The sequence below is a fragment of the Coleofasciculus sp. G3-WIS-01 genome, assembly GCF_040223135.1.
In the GTDB taxonomy this organism is placed as follows: domain Bacteria; phylum Cyanobacteriota; class Cyanobacteriia; order Cyanobacteriales; family Coleofasciculaceae; genus Coleofasciculus.
In genome coordinates, this window is the sequence record NZ_JAVJZI010000019.1 from 1 (window position 1) to 26,866 (window position 26,866).

Annotated in this window: 22 protein-coding genes; 11 read left to right on the top strand and 11 right to left on the bottom strand. The window is 45.7% G+C overall.

All coding sequences use genetic code 11. The features are described from left to right. Positions 1-283: 283 nt before the first annotated feature. Positions 284-1,714: a form I ribulose bisphosphate carboxylase large subunit gene (locus RIM23_RS01750; protein ID WP_446333964.1), complete on the bottom strand. Its 1,431-nt coding sequence runs from the start codon at positions 1,712-1,714 to the stop codon at positions 284-286. A gap of 646 nt (positions 1,715-2,360) precedes the next feature. Here RIM23_RS01750 and RIM23_RS01755 point away from each other — a divergent pair. Together RIM23_RS01755 and panB are read left to right on the top strand one after the other, a co-directional pair. After that, positions 2,361-3,488: a ligand-binding sensor domain-containing protein gene (locus tag RIM23_RS01755; RefSeq protein ID WP_446363919.1), complete on the top strand. Its 1,128-nt coding sequence runs from the start codon at positions 2,361-2,363 to the stop codon at positions 3,486-3,488. 148 nt (positions 3,489-3,636) lie between these two features. Beyond that, the gene (gene panB, locus RIM23_RS01760) at positions 3,637-4,416 is read left to right on the top strand and encodes a 3-methyl-2-oxobutanoate hydroxymethyltransferase (RefSeq protein ID WP_446363921.1); all 780 of its coding nucleotides are present in this window, start codon (positions 3,637-3,639) and stop codon (positions 4,414-4,416) included. 380 nt (positions 4,417-4,796) lie between these two features. Here the strand turns inward: panB and RIM23_RS01765 are convergent, their stop codons facing one another. Further along, entirely contained in the window at positions 4,797-5,549 is a 753-nt protein-coding gene (locus RIM23_RS01765; protein ID WP_446363923.1) for a cistern family PEP-CTERM protein, read from the bottom strand. Positions 5,550-6,090: 541 nt separating this feature from the next. Here RIM23_RS01765 and RIM23_RS01770 point away from each other — a divergent pair. Then, positions 6,091-8,487: a zinc metalloprotease HtpX gene (locus RIM23_RS01770; RefSeq protein ID WP_446363925.1), complete on the top strand. Its 2,397-nt coding sequence runs from the start codon at positions 6,091-6,093 to the stop codon at positions 8,485-8,487. 447 nt (positions 8,488-8,934) lie between these two features. Here RIM23_RS01770 and RIM23_RS01775 read toward each other — a convergent pair whose 3' ends face one another. The 4 genes from RIM23_RS01775 to RIM23_RS01790 form a co-directional block, all read right to left on the bottom strand. Continuing rightward, complete coding sequence (locus RIM23_RS01775; RefSeq protein WP_446363927.1) at positions 8,935-9,270, bottom strand: element excision factor XisI family protein; 336 nt, start codon at positions 9,268-9,270, stop codon at positions 8,935-8,937. Beyond that, complete coding sequence (locus tag RIM23_RS01780; protein WP_446363929.1) at positions 9,258-9,461, bottom strand: element excision factor XisH family protein; 204 nt, start codon at positions 9,459-9,461, stop codon at positions 9,258-9,260. The genes RIM23_RS01775 and RIM23_RS01780 overlap by 13 nt, the downstream gene beginning before the upstream one ends. Positions 9,462-9,780: 319 nt before the next feature. Then, the gene (locus RIM23_RS01785; protein WP_446363931.1) at positions 9,781-10,623 is read right to left on the bottom strand and encodes an NACHT C-terminal alpha/beta 1 domain-containing protein; all 843 of its coding nucleotides are present in this window, start codon (positions 10,621-10,623) and stop codon (positions 9,781-9,783) included. A 143-nt stretch (positions 10,624-10,766) separates the two neighbouring features. After that, positions 10,767-11,390 (bottom strand): hypothetical protein, encoded by a 624-nt coding sequence (locus RIM23_RS01790; RefSeq protein ID WP_446363933.1) that lies wholly within the window; start codon positions 11,388-11,390, stop codon positions 10,767-10,769. Between the two features lie 173 nt (positions 11,391-11,563). Here RIM23_RS01790 and RIM23_RS01795 point away from each other — a divergent pair, with 173 nt between their 5' ends. Continuing rightward, positions 11,564-11,845, top strand: coding sequence for a hypothetical protein (locus RIM23_RS01795; RefSeq protein WP_446363935.1), 282 nt, complete (start codon positions 11,564-11,566; stop codon positions 11,843-11,845). 91 nt (positions 11,846-11,936) lie between these two features. On the opposite strand, the gene RIM23_RS01800 is transcribed toward RIM23_RS01795, so the two are convergent. Continuing rightward, complete coding sequence (locus RIM23_RS01800; protein ID WP_446363937.1) at positions 11,937-12,521, bottom strand: CAP family protein; 585 nt, start codon at positions 12,519-12,521, stop codon at positions 11,937-11,939. Positions 12,522-13,265: 744 nt separating this feature from the next. Beyond that, on the bottom strand, positions 13,266-14,330 hold the full coding sequence (locus tag RIM23_RS01805) for a hypothetical protein (RefSeq protein WP_446363939.1): 1,065 nt from the start codon (positions 14,328-14,330) through the stop codon (positions 13,266-13,268). A 199-nt stretch (positions 14,331-14,529) separates the two neighbouring features. Between RIM23_RS01805 and RIM23_RS01810 the strand changes: the two genes are divergently transcribed. Beyond that, positions 14,530-14,694, top strand: coding sequence for a hypothetical protein (locus RIM23_RS01810; protein WP_446363941.1), 165 nt, complete (start codon positions 14,530-14,532; stop codon positions 14,692-14,694). A gap of 92 nt (positions 14,695-14,786) precedes the next feature. On the opposite strand, the gene RIM23_RS01815 is transcribed toward RIM23_RS01810, so the two are convergent. Continuing rightward, positions 14,787-15,641 (bottom strand): nucleoside hydrolase, encoded by an 855-nt coding sequence (locus tag RIM23_RS01815; RefSeq protein WP_446363943.1) that lies wholly within the window; start codon positions 15,639-15,641, stop codon positions 14,787-14,789. Between the two features lie 442 nt (positions 15,642-16,083). Between RIM23_RS01815 and RIM23_RS01820 the strand changes: the two genes are divergently transcribed. Beyond that, on the top strand, positions 16,084-16,884 hold the full coding sequence (locus RIM23_RS01820) for a PEP-CTERM sorting domain-containing protein (protein WP_446363945.1): 801 nt from the start codon (positions 16,084-16,086) through the stop codon (positions 16,882-16,884). A 455-nt stretch (positions 16,885-17,339) separates the two neighbouring features. Here RIM23_RS01820 and RIM23_RS01825 read toward each other — a convergent pair whose 3' ends face one another. After that, positions 17,340-17,495, bottom strand: coding sequence for a hypothetical protein (locus RIM23_RS01825; protein WP_446363947.1), 156 nt, complete (start codon positions 17,493-17,495; stop codon positions 17,340-17,342). A gap of 77 nt (positions 17,496-17,572) precedes the next feature. On the opposite strand from RIM23_RS01825, the gene RIM23_RS01830 reads away from it, so the two are divergent. From RIM23_RS01830 to RIM23_RS01850, 5 genes are all read left to right on the top strand, one after another. Continuing rightward, positions 17,573-17,953 (top strand): hypothetical protein, encoded by a 381-nt coding sequence (locus RIM23_RS01830; protein WP_446363949.1) that lies wholly within the window; start codon positions 17,573-17,575, stop codon positions 17,951-17,953. A gap of 260 nt (positions 17,954-18,213) precedes the next feature. Next, positions 18,214-19,665, top strand: coding sequence for a signal recognition particle protein (gene ffh, locus RIM23_RS01835; protein ID WP_446363951.1), 1,452 nt, complete (start codon positions 18,214-18,216; stop codon positions 19,663-19,665). Positions 19,666-19,823: 158 nt separating this feature from the next. Beyond that, positions 19,824-20,072, top strand: a complete 249-nt coding sequence (rpsP, locus tag RIM23_RS01840; protein ID WP_446333979.1) for a 30S ribosomal protein S16 — start codon at positions 19,824-19,826, stop codon at positions 20,070-20,072. After that, positions 20,047-20,445 (top strand): KH domain-containing protein, encoded by a 399-nt coding sequence (locus RIM23_RS01845; RefSeq protein WP_446363952.1) that lies wholly within the window; start codon positions 20,047-20,049, stop codon positions 20,443-20,445. The genes rpsP and RIM23_RS01845 overlap by 26 nt, the downstream gene beginning before the upstream one ends. Before the next feature lie 296 nt (positions 20,446-20,741). Beyond that, positions 20,742-21,698, top strand: a complete 957-nt coding sequence (locus tag RIM23_RS01850) for a PhoH family protein (protein WP_446363954.1) — start codon at positions 20,742-20,744, stop codon at positions 21,696-21,698. A 171-nt stretch (positions 21,699-21,869) separates the two neighbouring features. Here RIM23_RS01850 and RIM23_RS01855 read toward each other — a convergent pair whose 3' ends face one another. Beyond that, positions 21,870-26,765 (bottom strand): CHAT domain-containing protein, encoded by a 4,896-nt coding sequence (locus tag RIM23_RS01855; RefSeq protein WP_446363956.1) that lies wholly within the window; start codon positions 26,763-26,765, stop codon positions 21,870-21,872. Positions 26,766-26,866: the final 101 nt, after the last annotated feature.

Sequence of the window (26,866 nt, forward strand, 5' to 3'; positions counted from 1 at the left end):
CTCCAATTGTCTCCCATTTCTGGGGTAAAGTTAGCCTCGCCAATGTTATCAGTCGGTAACTATCCAAAAGCACTGTTTCAGTGACCTTAAAACTGTTTAACTTTTTGGTTCTAGAGCAGTAGACTGGCTATCGCATCTACTGGTAGGTCTTTAACACTTGCCGATAACGTAGTGCGCTTAGCACTTAGGCTGGTAAGCACAGCTTTAACTTACTTGGCTAAAGCTCCGTGTCCCTTCGCTTCGCTTATCGGGCAAGCTTTAGACCGGGGTTGCTTACCGGGTATCAGACGGTATCAACCGCTTCATACTCGAACTTGATTTCCTTCCACAGTTCGCAAGCGGCGGCTAATTCAGGACTCCATTTACAGGCTTCGCGGATAACATCGCCGCCTTCACGCATCAGGTTGCGTCCTTCATTACGGGCTTGGATGCAAGCTTCTAAGGCGACACGGTTAGCCGTTGCACCGGGAGCGTTACCCCAGGGGTGACCCAGAGTACCACCACCGAATTGCAGGCAGGAATCATCGCCAAAGATTTCCACCAGCGCTGGCATGTGCCAAACGTGGATACCACCGGAAGCGACGGGCATTACACCGGGCATGGATGCCCAGTCTTGGGTGAAGTAAATGCCGCGTTCGCGATCGCGCTCAATATGATCTTCCCGCATCAGGTCAACAAAACCCATGGTGATGCCTTTTTCACCTTCGAGCTTACCCACAACCGTACCGGAGTGCAGGTGGTCACCACCGGACATCCGCAGACATTTGGCAAGCACCCGGAAGTGAATGCCGTGGATCTTCTGACGGTCGATTACCGCGTGCATCGCCCGGTGGATGTGTAGTAGTACACCGTTGCGACGACACCATTGCGCCAACGTGGTGTTCGCCGTGAAGCCACCCGTCAGGTAATCATGCATGATAATCGGCGTACCGATTTCCTTGGCGAACTCCGCCCGCTCCATCATTTGTTCGCAGGTGGGGGCGGTGACATTCAGGTAGTGACCTTTCATTTCACCGGTTTCGGCTTGGGATTTTTCAATTGCCTCTTGCACGAATAGGAAGCGATCGCGCCAGCGCATGAAGGGCTGGGAGTTAATGTTTTCGTCGTCTTTGGTGAAGTCTAGACCGCCGCGCAGACACTCATAAACGGCACGACCATAGTTCTTCGCCGACAAACCCAACTTGGGCTTAATCGTGCAACCCAATAAGGGACGCCCGTACTTGTTCAACTTATCGCGCTCAACCACGATCCCGTGAGGCGGTCCTTGGAAGGTCTTCAGATAAGCCACTGGAATCCGCATATCTTCTAGACGCAGGGCTTTCAGGGCTTTAAAACCAAACACGTTCCCCACGATGGAGGTCAGCATGTTGGTTACAGAACCTTCTTCAAACAGATCCAATGGGTAAGCGACGTAGCAGATATATTGATTATCTTCCCCACGGACTGGCTCAACTTCATAGCAACGACCTTTGTAGCGATCCAGGTCTGTCAACAGGTCTGTCCAAACCGTTGTCCAAGTTCCGGTGGAAGACTCAGCCGCTACCGCTGCACCCGCTTCTTCTGGAGGTACCCCAGGCTGCGGGGTCATCCGAAAAGCTGCCAGAATATCTGTATCTTTAGGAGTGTAATCCGGAGTGTAATACGTTAATTTATAATCCTTGACCCCGGCATCATACCCAGCTTTTGACTGAGTTTTTGTTTTAGCGTAAGACATGTTTTCCTTCCTTAGGAACGTACTGAATGTTGCGACAAGCTAACTCCTTATGCATTATTAACGATTTTATGACCTTACTTAAAGACTAAAATCGCTAAAATGACTCTGAAAATTAGCCCGGATTGGGTGCATCCCCACACCCAACCTGCTCATTTTGGTTTTTGGTTTCTGAATTACCTATTATCCGCCATTTTGGGTCAAAAAACTTGACTCAGCCAAGACATTTTTTTATTGAGCGGATCAGGATAAGAGCAATTATCCCACAGCACCAAACTATTGCTTGATATGGGTTTCTCTCCCCTTATGGCTTTAGGTGGCATCCTTGTGGCGATTCATTTCACGCCAAATTTAAAAATTATAGCGTGTTCGCGAAGCGGCACGACGTGCAGCTCCTTGCCATACAAGTGAAATTTTCAGCAACCCTGTTAATATACCAAAGAATTCAATAAGTTTAACTTCAAATATTCTTGAGAATTGTATAAGGTACTATTATAAATCAACGAAATGTTAAATATTATTAATTTTCCGTTACAGAATAACCAATCTGGGACGTATTGAGGTAAGGATTTTATAGTCCAGGATGAAACATCACTCCGACTAATATAGATATAGATATAGAAAAACTATCCCAATAGTCTCAGACAACATGGCGTCTTTGAATGCCCCGATTCGTCTTTTCATCGGTGCTACCCTGCTAGGGTTAGGGTTGCCCCTGGCAAGCTTAACCGCTCCTCTATGGATGGGGATTGAGCCGAACCAGGTACTGGCACAAGTGACCCTAGCTCAAACCGAGCTGGGGACAGCCCCCGACTATCAAGGTGCGCCCCCTCCCCCTGGAGGCGCTCCGTTACCTCCCGAACGCTTGCGACGAGAAGTAGAACCCCTATCCATCGATTTTCGCGTCCCCGCGTTGCAACCCGACTACACAGGTGACCTCTGGGTGGGAACCTACTCAGGACTTGCCCGAATTGACCCGAACACCGGACGCATGAAAGCCCGTGTTGATTTACCAAACTACACCATTGACGCCTTAGCCCAAGACCGGGTAGGACGAATTTGGCTGGGAACTTATGAAGGATTGTTACGAGTAGATCCCCGCAGTAACGAGGTTACCGCACAAAACTTTACATTACCCTCGAATCGAGTCTTATCCTTACAAATAGATCAGCGTGGGTATCTCTGGGTAGGAAGCGATCGCGGTTTGGCTATGATTAGTCCCGACAAAGGATTATTGATGACCACGGTGCAAGAACTCCCCGGCGTCAGCGCCAATGCTCTGACATTAGATGAAGAGGGTCAACTTTGGGTGGGTACATTAGAAGGATTAGTGCAAGTCGATACCGCCAGTGCTCTTATCCTTCAGCGTGTTGGTAATTTACCCGGAACCATTGTCCAATCCCTAACCACAGGACCTGATGGCAAATTGTGGGTGGGTACTCCCAGTAGTCTTTTGGTAATTGACCCCAACAATCCCTTTGGTGAACCGCGTTCGGTGACTCCGTTACGGGGGCGTAGTGTAACAGCGGTGCGCTTTGCTCTAGATGGTAGCGTTTGGGTAGGTACGGAAAGTGGCTTGTTAAAAATCCGAGCGGAAACGGGAGCGGTATTGGGTGAACTGTCGAATCTTCCCTCAGACTATGTTCTTTCCTTGTCCCCAGATATTGGGAATAAATTATGGGTGGGAACGACGGAAGGACTAGCCTGGGTCAGCCTATCCACGGGTCAAGTTAGACCCCATTTAGCGTTTGTTAAGAATCCGCCAGAGACGTTTTAGTCATTTATTTAGGAAGTCATCATTCATAATTTAGACGGGGCGGGTTTAGTTCCGGTAGTGGTTTGAGTTTAAACGTTATCGGTAAAACCCGCCCCTACACAATCACACACCATGTCATCGAGGATCGCGAAGGATCAAAACTCCCCTAATGGTAAATATCCAGCAACTGAAACAATGGAAACAACAAGGGCGTCCGTTGGTCGTCTTGACCGCTTGGGACTACGCGATCGCGCAATTACTAGATGCGGCTGGAGTTGATATTATTCTGGTTGGGGATTCCTTGGGAATGGTCACCTTGGGGTATGAGACGACATTACCCGTGACCTTGGACGAGATGCTACACCATGCTAAAGCCGTGCGTCGGGGTGTAAAACAGGCGTTCTTGGTGTGCGATCTACCCTTTTTGAGTTATCAGGAAAGTCTACAACAAGCGATGCATTCGGCGGGTCGGGTATTGAAGGAAACAGGGGCGCAGGCGGTGAAGTTAGAAGGCGGACATCCTGCCATTGTCCAAACTGTAGCCCATTTAACGGCGGCGGGAATTCCGGTTATGGGTCATCTGGGTTTGACACCGCAGTCGGTACATCTTCTCGGTTATCGTCAGCAAGGGAAAACAGAAGAGGCGGCGGAACGGATTTTGGCAGAAGCGATCGCGCTTGAGCAAGCGGGTGTTTTTGCCCTGGTTTTAGAGCATATTCCGGCAGATTTGGCTAGGAAGATTACACAAACCTTAACCATTCCCACGATTGGGATTGGTGCTGGAGTCGATTGCGACGGACAGGTATTAGTCACCGCCGATTTACTCGGACTTTCGGAACGTCAGCCACCCTTTGCCAAGTTATATGCAAATTTGCGGCAAGTGATTACTCAGGCGGTGCAAGACTATAGTCATGATGTGCGAGAGCGACAGTTTCCAGAGGGGAAATAGTTGACTTGTCCTAAAATTTAACTGAGTTAAGGCGATATATTTCCATACCAAATCCGGGTAACGCTACCCCCGTTATAACCTAGTCCGCGCAGGCGGACTTTGTTTGTGTAGCAGCGATTTCAATCGCCTCCTCTTGCTTAATTTTATCGGTTTGTCCCCCTGTAGGGGCGACCCGCCGGATTTAATTAACACCACCCAACCTTTAATTATGTCGGGTCGCTCTGTGTCGGTTATCGGTTATCATCTGAAACCGCATACATTTAGACGGGGGCGAGTCGAGATAGGTTAATTCTCGCCTCGAACATTTGTGCAGCGACTTGCCCCTACACCCTACAGGTTATTATGTTTTTACAGCATTGCAGTTAGGGTTTAACAATTGCTTATCGCATATGACAATCTTGACAATTTTCCTCTGCCCAATCCTTGCTACCCCCTGGTGCGACAGTAACTGCATAACCTGTACCACTCAAATCCTCAATTCGTTTTGTTCCCGCTAAATCAATACTTTGATAACGGACTCCGAAGTTATTGAGATCAATTGTTTTAGTCGCGGAACTTAAAGTAAGCGTTGTTGAAAAACTACCTACATTTCCCGTGGTTACTCCACCACTTTTCCCACCTCTACAGTTGTTCTTTTGATCGCTATAGCAGACATCAACGCTTCCATCCCTGCCATCCAACAATTTTTGATCTAAATTTGCTTGTTGAAATAGGAGGTTTGATGCCTCGTTAATTGCCTGAACACTTGCACCGATTAACGTTTCACTGACATCAAATCCAAATCCGGATGTCCGACTTTGCAAAATGCTTGGATCAGATGTATTACTGAGCTGAACATCAAATTTTATTTCTGTCACCTGCTGTGTGATATTGTTGAGCATCCGAGTTACTGTTTCAAAGCCCGCTACTTTAAAGAGAGCTTTGGACAACAACCCATCTGTCTCTTTTCCATCTATCTTACCGCCAAACAAAACGGTAAAAGATTCACCGATATCAGCAGCACTAATGTCTTGAACACTACTCCCGCTAATTGTTATCGCCGTCGCTGAAGGGGTTGTGACTGAAAAGGCGGTAGTGGCTGACAGTATAGCAAGCCCCCAGAAGGCATTAGGCGCAATATTGAGTAATTTCATTCTCCGTTAACCTCAAACTCTCTTTTACCTTGGGACATATGAACTGTTTTGATCCGTCGTCAATAGGGAAAAAATGGGACTGACGGGACTTTAGCCACAGGAAACTTATCCAGGAATTGAAAAAATAAGTTCCTCGATTAATTCGGAAAAGCATTGACCCTGAATGTGAAATCCGAAAATGTTTATGGCTAGTTCACCGTTAAAATAGTTCCCATTCTTTTAGGCGTAAATCATATCACTACAATCACAGAATTAAACTCATTAGCGCCCACACAACTATGCTAATTGTTTCAACAGTTTTGAGTATAGCCAGTTTTTTTCTCTAGTGAAAGGTTGAATTGTGAAGTTACGATGAATCTTTTGGGTTTAATGTAAGGTTAAAGTAAACTTTATATAAAGTTGTGGAAAAATACTGACGAAGAAACGATAAACGTGAAACCCGATCCTAAACAAAACTTTACAAGAACGCGATTTATCCGCCGGATGAAACATTCCAGGCAGGACAGCTTATTCTAAAAGAGCAGGGTAGAATGTAAAGATTATGGCATCTGTTCCCAATCCCTCCCTCGATGCGGGTTTAGCGGCTCTCAAACAGGGCAATTACGCGGCGGCGATCGAACAGCTAGAAGGTGTCTGCGAGATTGAGTTAGATGAAGCCATCGTCTCCCGCGCCAGTGTCGCCCTAGTCAAGGCTTATCGCCAAAGTGGTGATACCCAAAACGCGATCGCGCTTTGCCAAACCCTCACCCAAGATCTCAATCCTAAGGTTCAACAATGGGCGACAAATACCTTACCGGAACTCATGGCGGAATCCCCGCCTCCAGCCAATCATACGGGTTTTACGCCTGTAGAAGAAACATCGACTACTCCCTCCGCATCCGATACTACCGGATTTGTTCCCCTACACTCCCCCTCCTCCCCCGCCAAACCTGGAACGGTTAAACAGCGGTTAACTGATTCTGCTAAACGCTTGTTTGCAGGTGGCAAATCGCGACAACACTCTTCAGTAAATCAACCTCCTCCTCAACCCTCATCCCAACTCCCGGTTGCTTTCACACCCCCTTCAGCACCCTCTGTCTTTTCCGCTAGCCCTCGGTTTCGTAACTTAGGGCGTGCGGAAAACTGGAGTCCCTTCAAACGCCCGAAATTAAGGCGATTGGGGTTAATTGGGGTAGGAAGTGCGATCGCGTTTGCTTGGTTGCTGCGTTTCTGGTTAGAGTTTTTAATGGCAACCACCAACACTATTTTGGTGCAATTGCCGCTATTATCACCGATTCAATGGTTCTACCGTGATCCTACTCAGGTTTTAGCTGTCTTAGGGATTGTGACGCTAATCGTCTCTCCCTGGTTAATGGATTGGCTATTAAGACAGGTGTATGGATTAGAACCTCTTTCCGTAAGCCAACTGGCGGCGCGATCCTCAGAATCGGCTAAAACTATCCAACGCTTTTGCCGTAAACGCCATTTACCGTTACCGACGCTGGGTATTTTACCCACACAAGCGCCTTTAGCGATAACCTATGGTAATTTGCCTCGCACGGCTCGAATTGTCGTCAGTGAGGGCTTATTGACACAACTCGCTGAAGATGAAATCGCCACGATTTATGCGGCTCAGTTAGGGCATATTGTAAACAGGGACTTTATCTTAAGTTCTCTAGGCACATTAATTCTCCAGTTTCCCTATCTCCTATATATATATGTTGCTCAAGGGGGAGAACAGTTAGCGGAGTGGATTCGGGGCAAATACCCCGCCACCCAACGAGTGTTACCGCCTCTGTGTTTAGGAATTAGCAGTATTATTTCCAGCTTAGGTTACGCTACCTACTGGCTACTGCGCCTCCCCCTGCTCTGGTTTTCCCGGATTAGAATTTACTATAGCGATCGCGTGGCGATAGAAACCACCGGAAATCCCAACGGCTTAACCCGGGCGCTATTGAAAATCGGCTTAGGAATGAGTGATGCAATCCATCAAGCCGAACAAACCCGCCCCTTATGGGAAAGCTTTGATTTAGTATTACCCGTAGGATACCGACAAGGATTACTTTTAAGCAGTTGTTCGCCCCATGTCCCCTTTGAACGGGTTTTACAGTGGGAATGTACCAACCCTTACCGTCACTGGTTAATTATCACAGCCGCTCATCCTTTATTAGGCGATCGCTTGCATTTGTGCGCCCGTTATGCTTATGAGTGGCGGTTGGGTACAGAATTGGATTTACCCATACCACCACCGCCCATACGGGATAATAAAACACGCTGGTTGAAACTAATTGATAGTTATAAAGCCTTTCCCTTATTTCAAAGTGTCCTATTAACTGGATTCGTTGTCGGTGTTGTGCTGCGAGTGGTATTCTGGCTACTCGGTATTCTCAGTGATTGGTTATCTCGCCAGTGGATAAGTGGATTCTGGCGGCTAATCTGGTTACACAACGCTGGGTCATTTCTCGATGCTTGTATCCTAATTGCATTTAGTTTAAGTATTATTCTCTGGATTAATCGTTACTTTCCCGATATCAAACCTGCGGCGATTCGTCACCAACCCAGCTTAGAACAAATGTTAGCTGATCCGAATGCGTTACCCTCTACCCATCAACCTGTGGAATTTACAGGTAAACTTTTAGGGCGGCGGGGATTGCAGAATTGGTTAGGCGTGGATTTAATTATTGAAACGGATAGCGGTTTAGTGAAACTGCATTACTTTTCAATTTTAGGTTCTCTGGGAAACTTACTCCCCCTGGGAACTCGCCCCAGTGATTTAGTCGGTGAATCGGTGACGGTAATGGGTTGGTTTCGGCGGGGAGTTACGCCGTGGATTGATGTGGAAACATTGAGTACATCAGATGGGAAAATCAGTCGCGCTCATTATCCGTTATGGTTAGTGATTCTGGCTGTAGTGGCGGCGATATGGGCATCCTATTTAATTTGGACATTACCCGCATAGATGTTTGTCACCCCCTTTTACCACGGCGATTAAAATCGGAATTATGTCATCTTTGTAGGTTGGGTTGAGGAACGAAACCCAACATCATCGTTAGCCTGTTGGGTTTCGCTTACGCTCTACCCAACCTACGAGAACTAAATCTGCCTTTGTAACCCTCGTTTACCACGGCGATTAAAATCGCTGCTACACTTGCCTTTCGTCCGCCTACGCGGACTGGGTTATAACAGGGGTGGCTAACTCGAATTTTGTATAACATCTTTTGTCACCTTAATTTCACTAAATCCACCCTTTTGTAGGGGCGGGTTTAACTACTAACATTTGTTGTCACCCTGATGTAACTAAACCCGCCCCGACTAAGTGCCATAATCCTGGCGACAAAAACCAAGCCTAACGGGATCAGGTTTGAAACTGTTCCCTCCCCTCACCACAAGACTTATTCAGCAGACCCTAATTAACAGCATATTCGGTGAATTGGCGTTTAAAGGGGGAGTGAAAGCCGATTACGATATCGCTTTTCGGGATTCCCATTTCTACGAGTTCGGCTGCAATGTCGTTTTCTGTACCGTTGTGTTGAAGCCAGATTTTTCCGTCTTTAATATTAAGATGTAAAATACAACCATAGATCCGTCGTTCGCCCTGCCAACCAATATGCACAAGTTGGTAGTGATCTCTAGTCGTGTCGAAAATAAGTTCAGTTTCAACCTCTTGATCGTTACGACTAAAGGCGGCATAATCTTGCAGGAGTTTCTGCACTATTTCACGGTACTGATCTAGTGTAGCCATTGGTCAATAACCTCCTGTTGTGGTTTGTCAACAATTAATTTTAATTGTTGACTATTAATGATGCCTTGGGCAAGTTGGGTAGCGAAAAAGGAAGTATAGGTATCTAGTGGTACAGCAAGATCTAGAATGTATTCTGGATATTGTTCTGCCAGGAGGATGCGATATAGGCAGAAGTACCCAACGCCCCTCAATTTCCATAAATTCAGGTTCGTAATATCTGAGAACTGATTCCCACTTTTCGGGACTTTCGTGCTTTTCGATAATTCTGTCCCAGCGGACTGATTTAATTTTTTCGAGAGTGTTTGTTGATAAGTTGGCTAGTTTCATAGTCTGGTTAACCTGAAAAAAGGGATATCAATTGGTACATCTGGATTAATTTTAGTGGCGTGGCACACCTAATTTGATAGATTAGCTTGGGTTCGTAGTAAGGGCTTTAGCCCTATCTTTTGTTGGGCTTAGTTCCTCAACCCAACCTACAATCTATACCACCATTTTAGCTGGGTCACGCCACTAGTTTGTGCGTATCCACTCCAGGATGTCTTTGATTGATTGGCTTGGTGTGAAGTATTTTAGGGGAATGTAGTCAATGGGTTGCTCTGTGATCACACGAATTTCACGTCCGAATTTGCTCAAAGCTGTGAGAAATGTCTCGTTATAGGGATGGATAGATGATGCGTAAAAGACTAAAAAGGGGCGTTTATTGCTGTTGCGCTTGAGAGAGTTCCAATACAGCTTGAGTGCTGGCATTTTTTCGGGTACTGAGTCGCACTCTGGGCAGTTTTGGTCAAGCATCTGGTCGTATATTTCAGCGGGGTTATCGGGTTCGATGAATTGGCTACTGTCGATGTAAATTAGGTGGATAATTTGGCTTAGTTGGAGGTCGTTGGTAATGGCACTCTGAAGGCTTTGGGGTAAGTCAGCTTGGTTGAGGGTTTGGGTCTTGGGGGTCGTTGTCTTCTCTACTTCTTCTTGCGGGTGCCAAGCTTTATGGAAGGCTGGGTAAGTCATGTTTTCAGCGCAATAGCCGAGGAATAGCAAGTAGTAATTGTAGATTTCTGGATCGTTCTTGTAAATGGTTATACGCTCTTTCAACCACTCAAAAGCAGTAAAAATGAAAGAATGATTCGTATTTAGGATTGTTCTTATCAGTCTATTCACAACTATAGATCTGGTTGATTGATCTTTGCTCTTTTCCAATAAATCCATTAAAACGTAAAATACTTCTAGGTTTTGGGGATAAACTTGTTCTATGAGAATAGCAAACAGTCGATAAGTATGCTCGTCCTGACTATCGTATATTACTTTCCTTAAAGCCGCCATAACGAGATCAGGATGACCATGACTTATTTTCATGATTTCAATAATATATAAGCGACGAATTTGAACGGCATTTTTAACTTCTTTCTTAAAGTTAATTATATCATCTTCAATCTTTTTTTGTTGAACAAACCCCCTTAAGCCGCTAATGGAAATTTTAACATTTTTAATGGGAAATTTTATGTATTTTTCAGGGCTTCTTTGTAGAAATTATCGGGTGATAAATCGTCCTTTAGCTGAGGTCGCTGTTTGCGCTCTACCAATTCCAATGGCACGATATCATCAAGGGTTAGTTCCACATCATCCCCATGTAGCAGGGGATTAATGGATAACTCTGCCGGAAGCATTTTACGGCAATAGTCTTGCCAATCAAGTTTATCCTGTGAAGCTTCATCGTGATCCTTTGATTTCTTGTAAGTCGCCTCTAACGCTTTGGATTTAGCTGTTCTGCTACTATCCCACACTCGCTCAAACTCTTCCCGATTTCTTTGTGCGTCTGTACTCCAAAGCTTGAGCGCGAAAGACCCGATTTCTGAACCTTTCCCTCGTTTAAGGCGTCTGTCGTCCCAAATTTGGAGATTTTCTAGGCTTTTGATAACTTCGGTTAATTCATGTTTTTTTAATTGCGCCAGACTCTCAAGGAATCTCCGCCTTGTTTTCACTACAAAATTAGGTCTGCCAGTATCTTTATCAGTTTCCCATTTAATTTCAAAATTAGACGAATTCTCAGCTTGAGTCAGTAGAACTTCTATAAAGCGCCACACGCGCTCTTGCAGAACTCTTCCCTTGGTCGGTTGGCGCATGAGCGAAGTCTATATAGTTCTAAAAAAAGTTTGGGCTACCTCAAACCAAGGATCTACCCCAAACCTATTTTAACCTCGATTTCAAAAGGCTTCTAGCCATGACACAATGGCAGTTGCTTTGCTCTACGACCCCAAAGAGAGCCTTGATTCAACACCATTTCAAGGTTCTCACCATGAACAACTCTCAACGAACCCAATCGACCAATGGCACGGAGATCACAAAAAATGACAAAAGTCAACAAAAACAACAAAAGTTTGTGCGGCGAGTCATAACTGGCGCCCTCGTCGCGCAAGCTACACTTATCGGTGTGAATGGCAATCTTGATGTACTCTCAGGTCAACCTATACTAGATGTTATCCCAGGGATGATCACTCAGGGTATTGAACTGATTATCAAAACCCAAGGTGTACAAAAAAGATTGGAAACGCGCGATCGCAACTCTCGTTCCGACTAATAAATCTACCTACACCTATTAGATCCCCGACTTCTTGAAGAAGTCGGGGATCTGCTGGGGGAAAACTGCTACTCAGACTAGACTCAAATAACTACGGCGCCAAAACGTTCTCAGCAAACTGTCCAGTCACATTACCCGCAGGCGCATAATGGCAGACGACATAAAAGGCGTTATACTGAGTACCGCCAAAGGTTTTGACCCCCCGTGCCGCACCACAACCTAATTGGGTACTCTTTTTCCACACCACCTGAGTAAAATGCCCTGTTGCTGAAGAAAACCCTGGATTGTCATAGTTATATGCTGAAACCTCGTTATACCACTTAGTCACCGTTTGGTTTGCCAAAGTAGCCGAGTCTATCGAAGATGCCGTTGTATAGACAGCGTACAAGTTTTCTCCTGCATTATTACGTTGACTGCGGCTACTATGTTTAAACACGCCATTAGTCGCCAGATAATTCGCCCAAGTTTGAGCGCTACTGTTGAGGGAACTACTCAGGGTCATAGAAGGACTATGATGAGTGTTCCGATAGGTATTGTGCTTAGACAGGGCTGTGCTGCGAACTGTACCTAAGTTTATGGATGTCTGCCCAGTAACTGGATTACTGCTGATTATCCCCAAGGGAATCATCATTGCCAAACTGAGATAAACAACCCGAAAGAATTGCTTCCGATTCATTGGCTACTCCTGTTTGCGGATGGAAAAAGTCTGTATATCCAAGCTAACTTATCAATGATACGATTGGTCAATTAACTAGGGAAAAAACCTCTCTCCGTTCCGGGAAGGGGCTTTCAAGCTCCCCCTTCCGTGCAACAAAAGCTCCCGCATCCCCTGGCTTCCCTCCTTGTAGGGGGGAATGAGGGGGCTGGGGGGTTAGGTTTTTCGACTTTACCAACAACATCATCAATTTACTCACAGAAGCTGATTCGTAAATTTTTTGTAACACAAACGACAGCATTTAATCATCAAAAAGTAAACTTCCATGTCATTTGCTTGTGCTTTCCGGTAAAAGTGATTACATTAGAAATTGAAGCACCAAGGCTTCTAATGACAGAAGTTAAACAACACAATCAAACTAGGAGGCATAAAACCGACTGACAAATTCCATCTCTATTTCTTCAGTAATAAGTAACAGCAACGCTCAACAAATTGCTCAGATTTCCTAAAATTACTAACTAGGGAGATAAAGCACTTAAAAGTTGATTTTTAGTGCGACTCCAGATAGGATTAACTAAAACAGGGAATCATTTAAGCAATCTAGTTTTGAGAGTTGCTGTTGCTTTGTGGTTTGTCATTCGTCATACTCGCTTCTCTTCACACAAGCCCAGTTTTAAACGCAGACTTAACGATAAAATTATAAAATTATAGAACCCTTCTTTTCCAGATGGTAGAGACGTTGCATGCAACGTCTCTACCAGGCTATTATGGTTCTTGAAATACGTCACAGGAGAACATCTCCGTTAATGTCCGCAGATAGGGTAAAAAGGTTGCCATATTTTCGGGAGGTAGGCGATTGTACATTTCCCAACCAATCGCTTTGAGCATATCTTGCACTAAACGCCAGCCCACACGCAGACGCGGATAAAGCATGACACATAAGGGAAACAGTTCTCGCTGCACCGCCCGAATATCATCTTCTAAGACACACAGACACAGATAAACCTGAAACATTTCCACATCGCGGATACTGGCAATTCTCACCGTTTTGCTCATCAAAGGACCGCTGTAGGTTTCATACTTAGGCTTTTGACGGCAAACTTGTTGGCAAACGGAAATAGCTAGTTTCGTGCTGATGGGTAACAGATTTTGCACGGCTAATAGCGCCGGTGAATTGTAGGGATGATTAGCCGCCGCATCATAGGCCGCTTGTAGGGGCATATACATGTGGTCATCCATTACCTTTAAATAAGGAAGCCACAGTTTTTGTTCCGCTGGCGAGAGCCAATCGAGTATCTTTTGACCCGTATAGTGGAACTGCATACTGACAAAACCGATCGCACGGCGATCAACGCTAGTATATTTTTGGCGCACTTTACCAAAATCTTTGCCGACAATCACCGATAAGCGTCGTGGTGTTGCCCTTTGAGCATAAGCATTCGCCGTCTTTTGGAACAGACAACGAGTATCGGCAGCAATTTCTAAGGGATTGACTAATTCAGGATTAATACCATGACGCCGAATTTCCTCCGATAGCAGCGTTTCAGTCAATGACCAAGCTTGGGCGCTGGCAAAGTTGAGCTTTTGCATCATTTTCTCTGCCGTGCTTTGTCTGCCTTCGATTGATGCACTTTCTTTAAGATCCGCCGCCGCTAATGTGGAGGCTGAGTCATCTTGGTTGGTGACAGCGGTATAGTATTTCTTTGCCCAAAGCACCGCCAAGGAATGAACGTTCGATGTTGACGAGTTGGGTGTTTTCTCAACAGTGGAACGCTGACGCTGTGTCGGCTGGGACAAGGAACGCTCTGTGGACGCGATAGAATAAGTCATGGTAAAAATCCTGCTACACTCTCATTTCCCTTCAATGGAGAGGATGCAAAAAGCCCTATGTCTCACCTTTTGACAGGTGAGTGTCAATCAGTACTCATTATCTATCCTCTCGGCGTTAAAAAAAGTCGGATGTTATATAGAAACTTTAAAAGAGCAGAGTCTACCTCTGAACCCTTTTCCCTGACAAGGAGGGGTTCGAGTGGCGATAACGACTCTGCTCACAAATCGCTTCTGTCATATTTTTGCTGTTTTTATCATTCATAATACAGGAAAGTCACAATTATTAAAAGAAATAAACCATTCTCATTTAGTTTTCACCAAACTGGTGGGAGTGACAGGGGATAACCTGTCGATTGCCTTCTAGGAAAGGGTTAACCGTGGACGGGGTGGGGGAGGCATTATTCTCAGATAACTGGGCTGAGAGTGATTAAAGTGACTGGGATCACAGTTTCTATGTTACCTTGCCCACTGATGTAAAATATAGGAGTAGTATTTTTTCTTATCGACGGTATCCAGAACCCGAATTCGTTTTCCTCCCGCCTCAACCTGGATACATCCTTGGCTGATACCTTGGGGAATCACGGTGGTTTCCCAGTTTTGCCAGGTAAAGAACTCGGGATGAGCCAGATAGGTGGTGGCGAGAACATCCCAGAAATAATAGTCTTGGGGAATCACTAAGGCGTAACACTGACCCGCAAAATCGGAAATGGGATAGCGACGCTGTTTCCCCAGTTGGTAAACAAACTCAGAGGTAACGGGGACAGTATTTGTCAAGTCAAGAGGACAAAGAACAATGGGAATCTGAGTTTGCCAGATCTGATGTACGGCGAGGGGGTCCCAATAGGCGTTCCATTCGGCTGAACCGTCTTGTCCCGGTTCCAGGCTCACTTCCACGTTACCGGGAACGTGAATTGCACCCCCCATCCAGACGATTTGCTCAATCTTCGCTGCGATATCGGGGGCGAGATTGAGGGCGGTGGCGACAGTGGTGAGAGGTCCTGTCACCATTAGGGTAACGGGTTGGTCAGCCGTTTGCAGCGATCGCACAATAAACTCTTGACCGCTTTCCTTCAACAGAGGGGTTTGGATGGCGTCATTTTGGTTAAGAATCGGCAGATGATCCACAATAAACGCATCCCGGCGGTAAAGGGGAGGAAAGGGATTAATCCCGCGTACTGTACTCTCGGCAACGGGGATATGAGAACATCCGATTAGGTCTAAAATTTTGCGCGTGGCGCTAACAGCAGGTTGAATGTAGCAGTCAGCCGGGGTGACAACGATACCCAAAGGTTGGATGTGATCCATGGTCATCAGCAGGACGGATTGGACGTTTTGGCTACACTCACAAAGTTCGCCGCAACAATTCATCAGCGTCTAGAGCCACACGGTCTTTTGTAAAGATTGCATGAAGCTAGGACTTCTACTCCCGCCTGGAACAAGTATTAAGTTAAATTATCGGTTCGAGGCAATCTGGCAGGTATATGATGAGTATTGATTTAAGTTTTGTAATATTTTTTCAGGGTATTTGTCGGAAGCTAACAGATTATAGCTGGCTAAATTGTCAAAGCGTCGAGTGAATTAATCTAATAAAAAATAATATTTTTTTACCTTGATAAGTGAGGTTAATTTTTACCGATGTGAAAACTGTGTAAAACTTCAAGTTAATCAAGATTTTCGGTTTGAGTTTACGGTACTATATGTTTATGATAAAAATTCCAGCAAGCCAACGTCTGGGAAGGAGTGCATCGTTTCTATGCTTAACATTCCTCAAAGAATAGCAGCAATAACCGCTAGTGCCATTTTAGGCGTTTTAGCCTTAGAGTCTAAACCAGTAAAAGCCGCTGAATTTTATGATCATGCCGAGTTTGGATTTACATTTGAACAGTTTGGTGGAGGTAATTTATCTTTTAATGTAGCGGATGATAATCTCAATCAAATCCAAACTTTATTCGCCGGTGATGGAGTCAAACAAGTTAGCTTGGAAGAGTTGAAGTCAGTCGCATCAGATGTAAAATTTGACTTTGATTATCAGGGATATGCTTATTCTGGATTTCCCTCGTCTTTCTTGCCCCCATTTGCTCCCCCAGATCCTCCCCCAAGTCTCCATATCGGAGGGAGTGGAAGTTGGACGGAAGCAAAACTAATTAGCGATCCAATATTTACTTTTAACTCCAATGAATTAGTGGGTCTAGAACTCAAGTTATCAACTAATACTAATAGCACTAATTATAGTTCATATCCGGGAATAATGCGTCTAGCTTTTAGGGAAACATATGTTGAATCTAACAATCTTTTTATTAATGGGGAACAGTTTAACCAGCACATAGATGTATATTACCGCTATTGTACGGATACTATGATTGGTACTTACTGCAATCCAACTGTACTGACGCACAGTTATGATTATACAGGTGAGATTGATTTCACGACTGATGACCCCCTCGAACTTACTTCTAAAAGTGTTCCAGAACCCAGTACATTAACCAGCTTATGTTTACTCGGTCTAGGTTTGATTCTGAAAAGAAACGTTAATTCTAGTGAGGAGAAGCCCTGAAGATTAATCATCCCAAAACGCAAACGTAAAAAATCATAGGTGTGGATATCACATCCGCTAAAATAAACCATTGCTCAGCCTCGATTGTAGAGACGTTGCATGCAACGTCTCTACAGTATTTTTGTAGGCTTTCAAGGAATAATGAAACTCACGTTGACCAGGTTATCATGAATGCCAATGTTGATAGCTTTATCCAAATAAAAATGGAACGATATCATATTTTTTTAACTCAAAATCCTGAAGGGGTGACAAGCAGCTCAAAAGCTTGGCTTACATTGCATTCCCCCCCCCTCAAGCCTTAAAAAGACGAGGGCTTATTGACAGGTTTATTGAGAATGACGAGACGAATGATAATGATAATAATTAACTGAAAAAGAAAGAGTGAGTGTCAGCTCGCCTACCAAAACGAAATCTGAAGTTTCCCTCTGCCAATGTACTATACCAAGGCTAAAGCCTTATCCCGTAGTGGTTTGAGCGCTAACCCCCTCAAAAATCGTACAGAAGTAACTCTTGCGATCGCGAAGCGATTTTTCGGCTGGGGGAACTTCAGTAAGAAGGAACGTATCGCTCAGAGTAAAAGCAATAGAAAATAAATTTTTGACTTTTTCCAAAAATTAACAAGAAATGGGTTTATTTTGTGGTAAAAAGGAGCGGTCTATGTTTATTCCAGTCAACCGCTCAACTAATAATGATACCACAATTCTATCACAGTTGCCTAAATAATTACTTAAGTGAGTCTCAACTCCTCACCCTGGAAATTTTAATTTGGCTGCTGCAAGTACACAAAGAAGTCAAGATTGAGAGATTAGCCGCGCTATTTCCTGTACCCATCCTCTATGAAAGTAGGAGAAGACATCTACAAAGATTTTTAGTTCTCCCCAATCTTAGTCTACCCTTAATCTGGTTTCCTTTAATTAAATATATATTAAGAACTCAAATTCCCTATTCTTCCCGTGTTATCCTAGCCGTGGATAGATCCCAATGGGGCAGCAATAATCTATTGATGAGCGCAACAGGTAGAAATTCGGATTCAACGCTTAGAACAGCGACGGCGAGATGCGGGAATTGATCCGGATCAATGGTAATTCTGGAAGAGTCGGGGCGGGTTTAGTTAGATCTGGGTACAACCGAAGAGATAGTAGTGAAACCCGCCCCTACACACATTGCGCCACATACCGTGAATAGTGAGATAAGGTTTATGGTGTCTACCTCGACAACCCAATCGAGGAAAGGAACTGGTAGAAAAATCCCCTCAAGCGTTATTGTGTAAGAAGTCACGGCAATCTCCCCTATCTTTCGTAACTCTAAACTTTTAGACTAACGTTAACTATGTTTGATGCTCTCGCCGAACGCTTAGAAGACGCATGGAAGAAACTACGCGGTCAAGACAAGATATCTCAAGCCAATATTCAAGACGCCCTGAAAGAGGTGCGTCGGGCTTTGCTGTCGGCAGATGTGAACCTGCAAGTTGTCAAAAAATTTGTTGCTGACGTTGAAAGCAATGCCATGGGCGCTGATGTCATCGCTGGCGTCCGCCCTGACCAACAGTTTATCAAGATTGTCTACGATGAACTGGTGCAGGTGATGGGGGAAAGTAATGTCCCCTTGGCTAAGGCAGATACATCGCCCACTATCATACTGATGGCAGGTTTACAGGGAACCGGGAAAACCACGGCTACGGCTAAATTAGCCTTACACCTGGGGAAGGAAAACCGCAGTTGTTTGATGGTGGCGACGGACGTTTATCGCCCTGCGGCGATTGACCAGTTGGTGACATTGGGTGAACAGATTAATATCCCTGTATTTGAAATGGGGACAGATACTAACCCTGTGGAAATTGCCCGTCAGGGGGTTGCCCGTGCCCAGGAAACGGGTGTAGATACCGTAATTATCGATACGGCGGGACGATTGCAAATCGACGCCGAGATGATGGCGGAACTTGCCCAGATTAAGGACAATGTTAAACCTCATGAGGTTCTGCTGGTTGTTGACGCGATGACGGGTCAAGAGGCGGCAACGCTAACCCATACGTTTAATGAACAGATTGGGATTACTGGGGCAATTCTGACCAAGCTGGATGGGGATACTAGAGGGGGTGCAGCTTTGTCTGTGCGCCAAGTATCGGGTCAGCCGATTAAATTTGTCGGTGTGGGTGAAAAGGTAGAAGCACTACAGCCATTTTATCCCGATCGCATGGCATCGCGGATTCTGGGTATGGGCGATGTGCTGACGCTGGTGGAAAAAGCTCAAGAAGAAATTGACATGGCTGACGCCGCCCAGATGCAGGAGAAAATGCTCAATGCTCAGTTTGACTTCAGCGATTTCTTGAAGCAAATGCGGCTGTTGAAAAATATGGGTTCCCTGGGTGGGTTGATGAAGTTGATGCCGGGAATGGGTAAGCTGAGTTCGGATCAACTGGAAAAAGGGGAAGGCAAGCTCAAGCAAACGGAAGCGATGATTAATTCGATGACGGCTGAGGAACGCCGTAATCCGGATTTGCTGGCAGGTTCTCCCAGTCGTCGCCGTCGTATTGCTAAGGGTTCAGGGCATAGTGAGCGCGAAGTGAGCAGTCTAATCAGTGAGTTTACCAAGATGCGATCGCTCATGCAGCAGATGGGTCAAGGTCAAATGGGCGGATTCCCTGGTATGGGCGGTATGGGTGGTATGGGCGATATGTTTGGTGGCGGGATGGGAAATCGTTCCCAAACCGGTTGGCGCGGTAGCGGTCCGACGAAGAAGAAGAAAAAGCCGAAGAAGAAGAAGGGGTTTGGTCAGTTATGAGGCAGATTCGTAGGGGCTCTCGCATTCGCGCCCCGATGTTTCGGTTTTATGTCAAAATCCCAACGCGAATGCGAGAGCCCAATCCCCAATCCCCAGTCCTCATTTACCCGAAATTCTTAATCATCGCGTAAAATCAAACAGGTGAGTTATTGGAAACTATGGTCAAAATTCGATTAAAACGATTCGGCAAAAAGCGTGAAGTGAGTTATCGCATTGTGGCGATTGAGAGTAAAGCCCGTCGGGATGGTCGTCCCTTGGAAGAATTGGGCTTCTACAACCCCAGAACCGATCAAACCACTCTGAATGCCCCCGCGATTGCCAAGTGGCTGAAAAATGGAGCGCAGCCCACGGATACAGTACGCAGTATTCTGAAGAAAGCCAATGTCCTTGAACAAGTCAGTGTCTGAAACTGGGCAGAAAACCAGCCCGGATTATGGGGGTCTGGTTCGATTTTTGGTTGAGCCGTTTTTAGAGTCTTCCACGGCGCTGAGTTTAGACTGCGAACGCGCCCATGCTAATGATCGTGTCTGGATTCGGCTGGCTTTTGACGGAGAGGACAAGGGGCGAGTGTTTGGTCGAGGTGGTCGTAACATTCAGGCAATTCGCAAAGTCATTCAAGGGATGGCTAAGATTGCCGGTGAATCGGTCTATTTGGATATCTATGATGAGTCTGGTGGCACATCCCGCCGTGAAAGTCCTTCAGGGGATAGATCCCAGGGGAGGAAAGGTTCGCCTCGACGCTTACCCTTGCCTAAACCTAACTCTAAGCCTCGTTCTTGATTTGTCATTCGTTATTTCATTTGTCAAAACACTGATTTCACGGATTTATTGGAGAGATTGGGGTAGGGGCGTGAGAGGTTAGTCACACTGATTACACGGACAAATTAGTTCTCTATAAACAGAGGATGATTTCGATTGTAAAAGAGATTATTGCCTCATTTGTTTATGTTTATGTGATTCATCAGGGAGTATTAACCTCCTAACCTTCTCCTTCTACCCTTCTACCTTTCCTTTATTCTATCTCTCTGCTAATACTTGATAACTGATAACTGATAACTGATACCTGATGATTAACCTTGAGTGAAGTATCGACAAAGATTGAATTACCGAGTGTCCAGAGTGCGATGGTACTGGTGGGCGATCGCGAAAGTAACCTGAAGTTGCTCTCTCAACGGACTGGTGCGACTCTGGTTTTACGGGGACAGGAATTGCTAATTTCGGGAACTCAAAAACAAGTTGAGCGTATCTCGTCCGTGGTGCGATCGCTTAAACCTTTTTGGCTCGAAGGTAGACGGATTGAAGAGGCGGATGTCCGTACTGCTTTTCATGCTTTAGATACCCACCGCCAGGATGAACTTCAGGATTTACATCAAGAGGTACTCGCGCGTACCCGTCGCGGTGATGTGATTCGTGCCAAAACCTTTCGCCAGCGCCAATATGTTAAAGCGGTTCTTAATCATGATTTGACTTTTTGTATTGGACCTGCGGGAACCGGGAAAACCTTTTTAGCGGTGGTATTGGCAACCCGGGCATTACTGGCAAATGAGTATGAACGCCTGATTTTAACCCGACCGGCTGTAGAAGCGGGAGAAAAGTTAGGATTTTTGCCGGGAGATTTACAACAGAAAGTTAATCCGTTTTTACGTCCGCTTTATGATGCCTTATACGAACTAATTGATGGGGAGAAAATTCCCAATTTAATGGAACGGGGGATTATTGAAGTGGCACCGTTAGCCTATATGCGAGGGCGGACACTTAGTAATGCGTTTGTAATTGTTGATGAAGCGCAAAATACTACCCCAGCACAGATGAAAATGGTCTTAACTCGCTTGGGGTTTGGTTCTCGGATGGTGGTTACTGGGGATATTACCCAAACCGATTTGCCGCCGAATCAAGATTCAGGATTAGCGGTGGCACAAAAAATTCTGCGCTCGGTTGATGGAATTGCCTTTTGCGAACTTTCCACTCAAGATGTGGTTCGTAATCCTCTGGTTCAGCGCATTGTTGAGGCTTACGAGAAACATCATAAATAAGCCAGGAGAGAATTAATATGATATGAGGGCTCTTCTGTGCCGTACCCCTACAGCCCAAGAATAATTAGGGTCTGCTGAATAAGTATTTTGGTGGGGGTAGGGAGCAGGGGGAGCAGGGGGAGCAGGGGGAGCAGGGGGAGCCATAGTACCTGTTCCCTGTTCCCCACTTATCTAGTGCGGATTACCAATTAAGGTAAAGGGTGCCCAGTAGTACGGATGAGAGAAGTTGAGATTTTTTACCTTGGCGCGTTCCGCTATTTCTGGGGGTAAGGTTATATTCTTATCTCCATAATTTAATTGACCATTCGCAATACTAACTTCGCCTCGAACCATGGCAAGCTGCGCTCGGCGTAATGCCTCACTTTTAATCGGCACTTGCCTTAATTGACGATAAAATTCAGTCGTGATGCCTAAGGCGCCTTCATCGCTAACGTACCAGAGGGTGGCAAGGGTAGAATCAACACCCGCTTGTAATGCTGAGCCAGCAAAACCGAGTTCAGAGTCTTCATTGCCTAGGGCGGTTCGACAAGCACTTAGGACTAATAAATTCACGGCTGAATCGGATAAGCCTAGTTCCTTGAGTTCATTGAGCCGTAGTTTGCGATTCCACAGTTGAATGTAGGAATTCTCTGGATTCCCCGGCTTGAACTCGGCGTGAGTGGCTAGATGGATGATGCCAAACTCGTTCTGATTGATTTGTTCTTGCAGATTCTGGAAGGTGAAATTTTCGTTGAGAAATGATTTGCCTTTCCACAGATATTCTGTAATGGTGGATAGTTCTATGGGGACAAATGGCAAAGGTTGTAAATCTGAGAATTTTGACGCCCCCATGGCTAGAACTTGACGCGAGCGAATGTCGGGATTGCGAGCTTGCATTAAGCTGAAGCTAGGAATCAAGTTGACACTATAGTTCTCGATCAAGAACTTGTCTCCATCGTGAAGGGCGGCGATGGGAAGCGATCGCAACCCAGAATCCATGGCAAACATTAAACCTTGGATTTGGTGTGCCTCTAAATCGTCCGCTAAGGGTTCGATTAACCATTGGTAGAGTTGCTGGGCTGAATCCAGATAGTTCGTCGATCCGAGGTTGCGCGGATCACTCAGCAATCGCTGGAAGTTTTGAGTCTGTGCTAAAACCTTAGCCCGATTAGCATTTTCGACTCGACGTTGAATGGCTTTACCATCGGCGGTGATCAGCAGCAATTCTAGTTGTTTATTGTCTTGTGCTGAACAACTGCTTGATGCTGAGGGGCTATAACCAAATCGGCGATCTCCGGCGGGTGCAGACTCAGCTTGACAAGCATTGGCATCATCATTCAATGATGGAGGGACAAAGCTGACATAAATCACGGCTGTTTTCAAACCGGTGACTTGTTCAATGTCGCGAGTCCGTTCACTGATATCTTGTAGATTCAGCCGCTTGGTTACCAATTGTTGTTGGAGATAGGTTTCAAATTCTTGGGTAAAATTAGCTTCGAGTTGAGCCACGCGATCGCTGACATTCTTCGTGTCTGACGAGATTGATGGTTCTTCCTGGCTTGCAGCCTGTTGTTGAGGCGCCTCACTGGGGATTCCATTCCCGTTATTTACCCCTGGGGTGTTTCCTCCAGAGGGTTCAGGGGTATTGGAGTTATTGTTAGCTACATCCGATTTGTCAGGGTTGTCGGTGGGGTTAGAGCCACCGTTATTCGCCGCATCACTTCCGTTATCCGGATCACGGCTATAGGTTGAGTCGCCGTTGTCAGTGGTATCAGTATTGGCGTTATCTGTATCCGCCGTATCGGTGTTTCCCGTGCTGTTATCTACGGGATCTGTACCGCTATTGTCCGCGATATCGCCATTTCCGGTATCCGGATCACGACTGTAGGTTGAGTCGCCGTTGTCAGTGGTATCAGTATTGGCGTTATCTGTATCCGCCGGATCGGTGTTTCCGTTGCTGTTATCTACTGGCTCTGTACCGCTATTGTCCGCGATATCGCCATTTCCGGTATCCGGATCACGGCTATAGGTTGAGTCGCTATTGTCAGTGGTATCAGTATTGGCGTTATCTGTATCCGCCGGATCGGTGTTTCCGTTGCTGTTATCTACTGGATCTGTACCACTATTGTCCGCGATATCGCCATTTCCGGTACTGGGTTCACGACTGTAGGTTGAGTCGTTATTGTCAGCAGAGTTATTGTTGGCAATATCACTATTGCCACTGCTGTTATTGTCTGTGGAATTAGAACCGCTATTTGTAGCCGTATCGTTAGCGCTATCGGGATTCGGTGTATTGACAGCGTTATCAATGACGGAATTATTGTTTCCGCTATCAGTACTTGGAGGAGTTGAACTATCGCTATTTGAGGTGGGAACGCGGCTATAGGTTTGATTACTCGTGTTAGCCGAGTTGTTCGCCACGTCGCTGTTTCCACCGCTGATACTGATATTGGTGGGATTAGAACTGCTATCGCTTGGGGTATTGCTAGTCGCGTTATCCGTATTAGCTGGATTTGCGGTGGCTATGTTATCTCCAGTCGTCGTATCATTGCTGGTATCGTAACTGGGAATATCAGGCGGAGTGGTACTGTCACTTGCCGTATTGTTAACCACCTCTGAATTAGCCGGATTCGCGGTGGTGCTATCCGGTGTTGCGATCGCGTTACTACTGGGTTGAGTTGGAGTACGGCTGTAGGTTTGACTGCCATTACTCGCTGAATTATTAGCTGCGATCGTAGTATTGGGAGTGTTGTTGGTGTTAGTAGAAGTCGGTTGGCGGCTATAGGTTGTCGCAGCGGAGTTATTATTTCCGCTATTAGAATTATCACTCTGGGCGTTCGGATTCGCTACACCACTCTCTTGACAACTCGCATCATTTGGATCGCAAGTTTCTTTGTCGTTGTCATTAATGTTGGGATTGGGAAACCGACTGTAGGTTAGGCTACTGTAGGTTACAGGAGTGCTGTTGTTACTGGTGTTTGGCGTATCTGAATTTGCCGTTTGAGTATTGCTGCCATTATCCGCGATCGCACCTAAATTATCACCACTGGCAGTTTCTCCACCAGGAGTTCCACCACCTAAATTATCACCACTGGCAGTTTCTCCACCAGGAGTTTCACCACCTAAATTATCACCACTGGCAGTTTCTCCACCAGGAGTTCCACCACCTAAATTATCACCACTGGCAGTTTCTCCACCAGGAGTTCCACCACCTAAGTTATCACCACTGGCAGTTTCTCCACCAGGAGTTCCATCACCTAAATTCTCGCCACTGGCAGTTTCTCCACCAGGAGTTCCACCACCTGAGTTCTCACCACTGACAGTTTCTCCACCAGGATTTGTGTCACCTGAGTTCTCGCCACTATCTAAGACATCACCACTATCTGCTGCATCTCCATCAGTTAAATTATCATCATCATTTGTTCCACCACTAACAAAGACATCATCATCTATATCTATTGTTTGTTCACCGCCAGTGCCTGTTTGCCCACCGCCAGTGCCTGTTTGCCCACCGCCAGTGTCGGGTTGCCCACCACCAGTGTCGGGTTGCCCACCACCAGTGTCCTTGGGGTTATTTATAGGTGGTAGGTTCTCCGTTATCAAAGACTGTGGCGGAGTTGCTGGAGTGAAATGACTATCCAGCTTTTCAGGAGCCACGCCATCTGGCTGGATTATATTTGGATCGTAGCTGGGGCTATTCGGATCGATGTTGGAGTTGGACGCTGGTGGTTCCGGATTATAATACTCTACAGTTCCATGGGTAACACCAGGATTCTGTTGATTTACAGCATCGTTTTTTACCCTGATGTTTCCTTCAATAGTAATAGAGCCAGTATCAGTAGATAAGACTACGGAACTACTTCCGCCCGGTCTAGAAGTAGGCGCATGATTTTGGGCAAAAATATTTTTTATATCAATGTTACCGTCATCTGTGGATATAGTTACATCACCAGCGTCACCTTCCGACTGATTCTGCACTCTTATGTCACCTGTTGTGATATTTCCTTGTTCTGATACATACAAGGTTACATCACCTGCTGATCCATCACCGTTATCGTTTGCATTGAGTTCGCCAGTTGTAACATCCCGTTGAGCAAACAGTGAGATTGAACCCGCACTATCCTGATCTGAATTACTGGTGTCAAGCTTGGCTGTTGTAATGCTGCGATTTGAATTGATATTGATTCCTGTCGATGCTGTAATCGCATCAGTGGCGACAACATCTCCACTTTGGATACCTGAACCGCTTAAGACGACTTGTCCATTCTCAACGGCTAAAGTTGTCGCATTTTGTATATAATTACCACCCGTGATTAATGCTGGTATATCAGTCAGAGGAATTGGATCAGAACCTGAGTAAGCTGGGCGTTCAATATCCAGACTCAACACCATTCCGGGTTGGGTTAGGCGCACTATACTATCGCCGGGAACGGTTGCAAGAGTAATTTGACCATTGGGCGCTGAAAGAGTCCCCTCACTGGCAACTGTACCACCGATTAAGGTTAAATTCCCATTCTGAACCTCTAGATCAGCCGAGTTAATAATCGCTCCTGGCTCAGATGTATCGAAGGCAAAATAATTGTTATGAGTTCCGGCAAGCTGACTTGTATCAATTGGACCTGTCGCATTAAACCAACCTGAATCTAAACCAATTGATGTGGCAGTTGTGGCGGTAAAGGAGCCTGGTACATTCAGACTCGCACCTTGACCAAAAACGATACCCGCCGGATTCATCAAAAACAGATTGGTACTGCCCGTTCCTCCCAGAACTTCGATGAGTCCGTTGATTTGAGACAGATTACCACCTGTAACCCGACTTAGAATATTCTGGATATTAGCATCGACATTAAAAATAGCACTTTGATCTGAGCCAAGACTAAACTGATCAAAGCTGTGAATGAGATTATCGCCAGCTTCAACGCCACCTGTAATGTCAAATTCGTCGCCATTTGGGGTAACAATCGTTGTGCTACCCGCTGTATTATCTTGAGTAACCTCGGCTTGGGCAACCTCAGCAAAGCCTATAAGTCCGGTTAGACTATAAATGGCTGCCAGTGATTGACTTATTCGGCGTATGGCTGGTTTCATCTGGCTCACTTGAAAAACAGTAAATGCTGAGTCTCCTAACTGCTGCTGTTGTCATGTTTCCGGGTGTGGTGGATAACCCGAACCGTTGAGGTAGGTAGCTA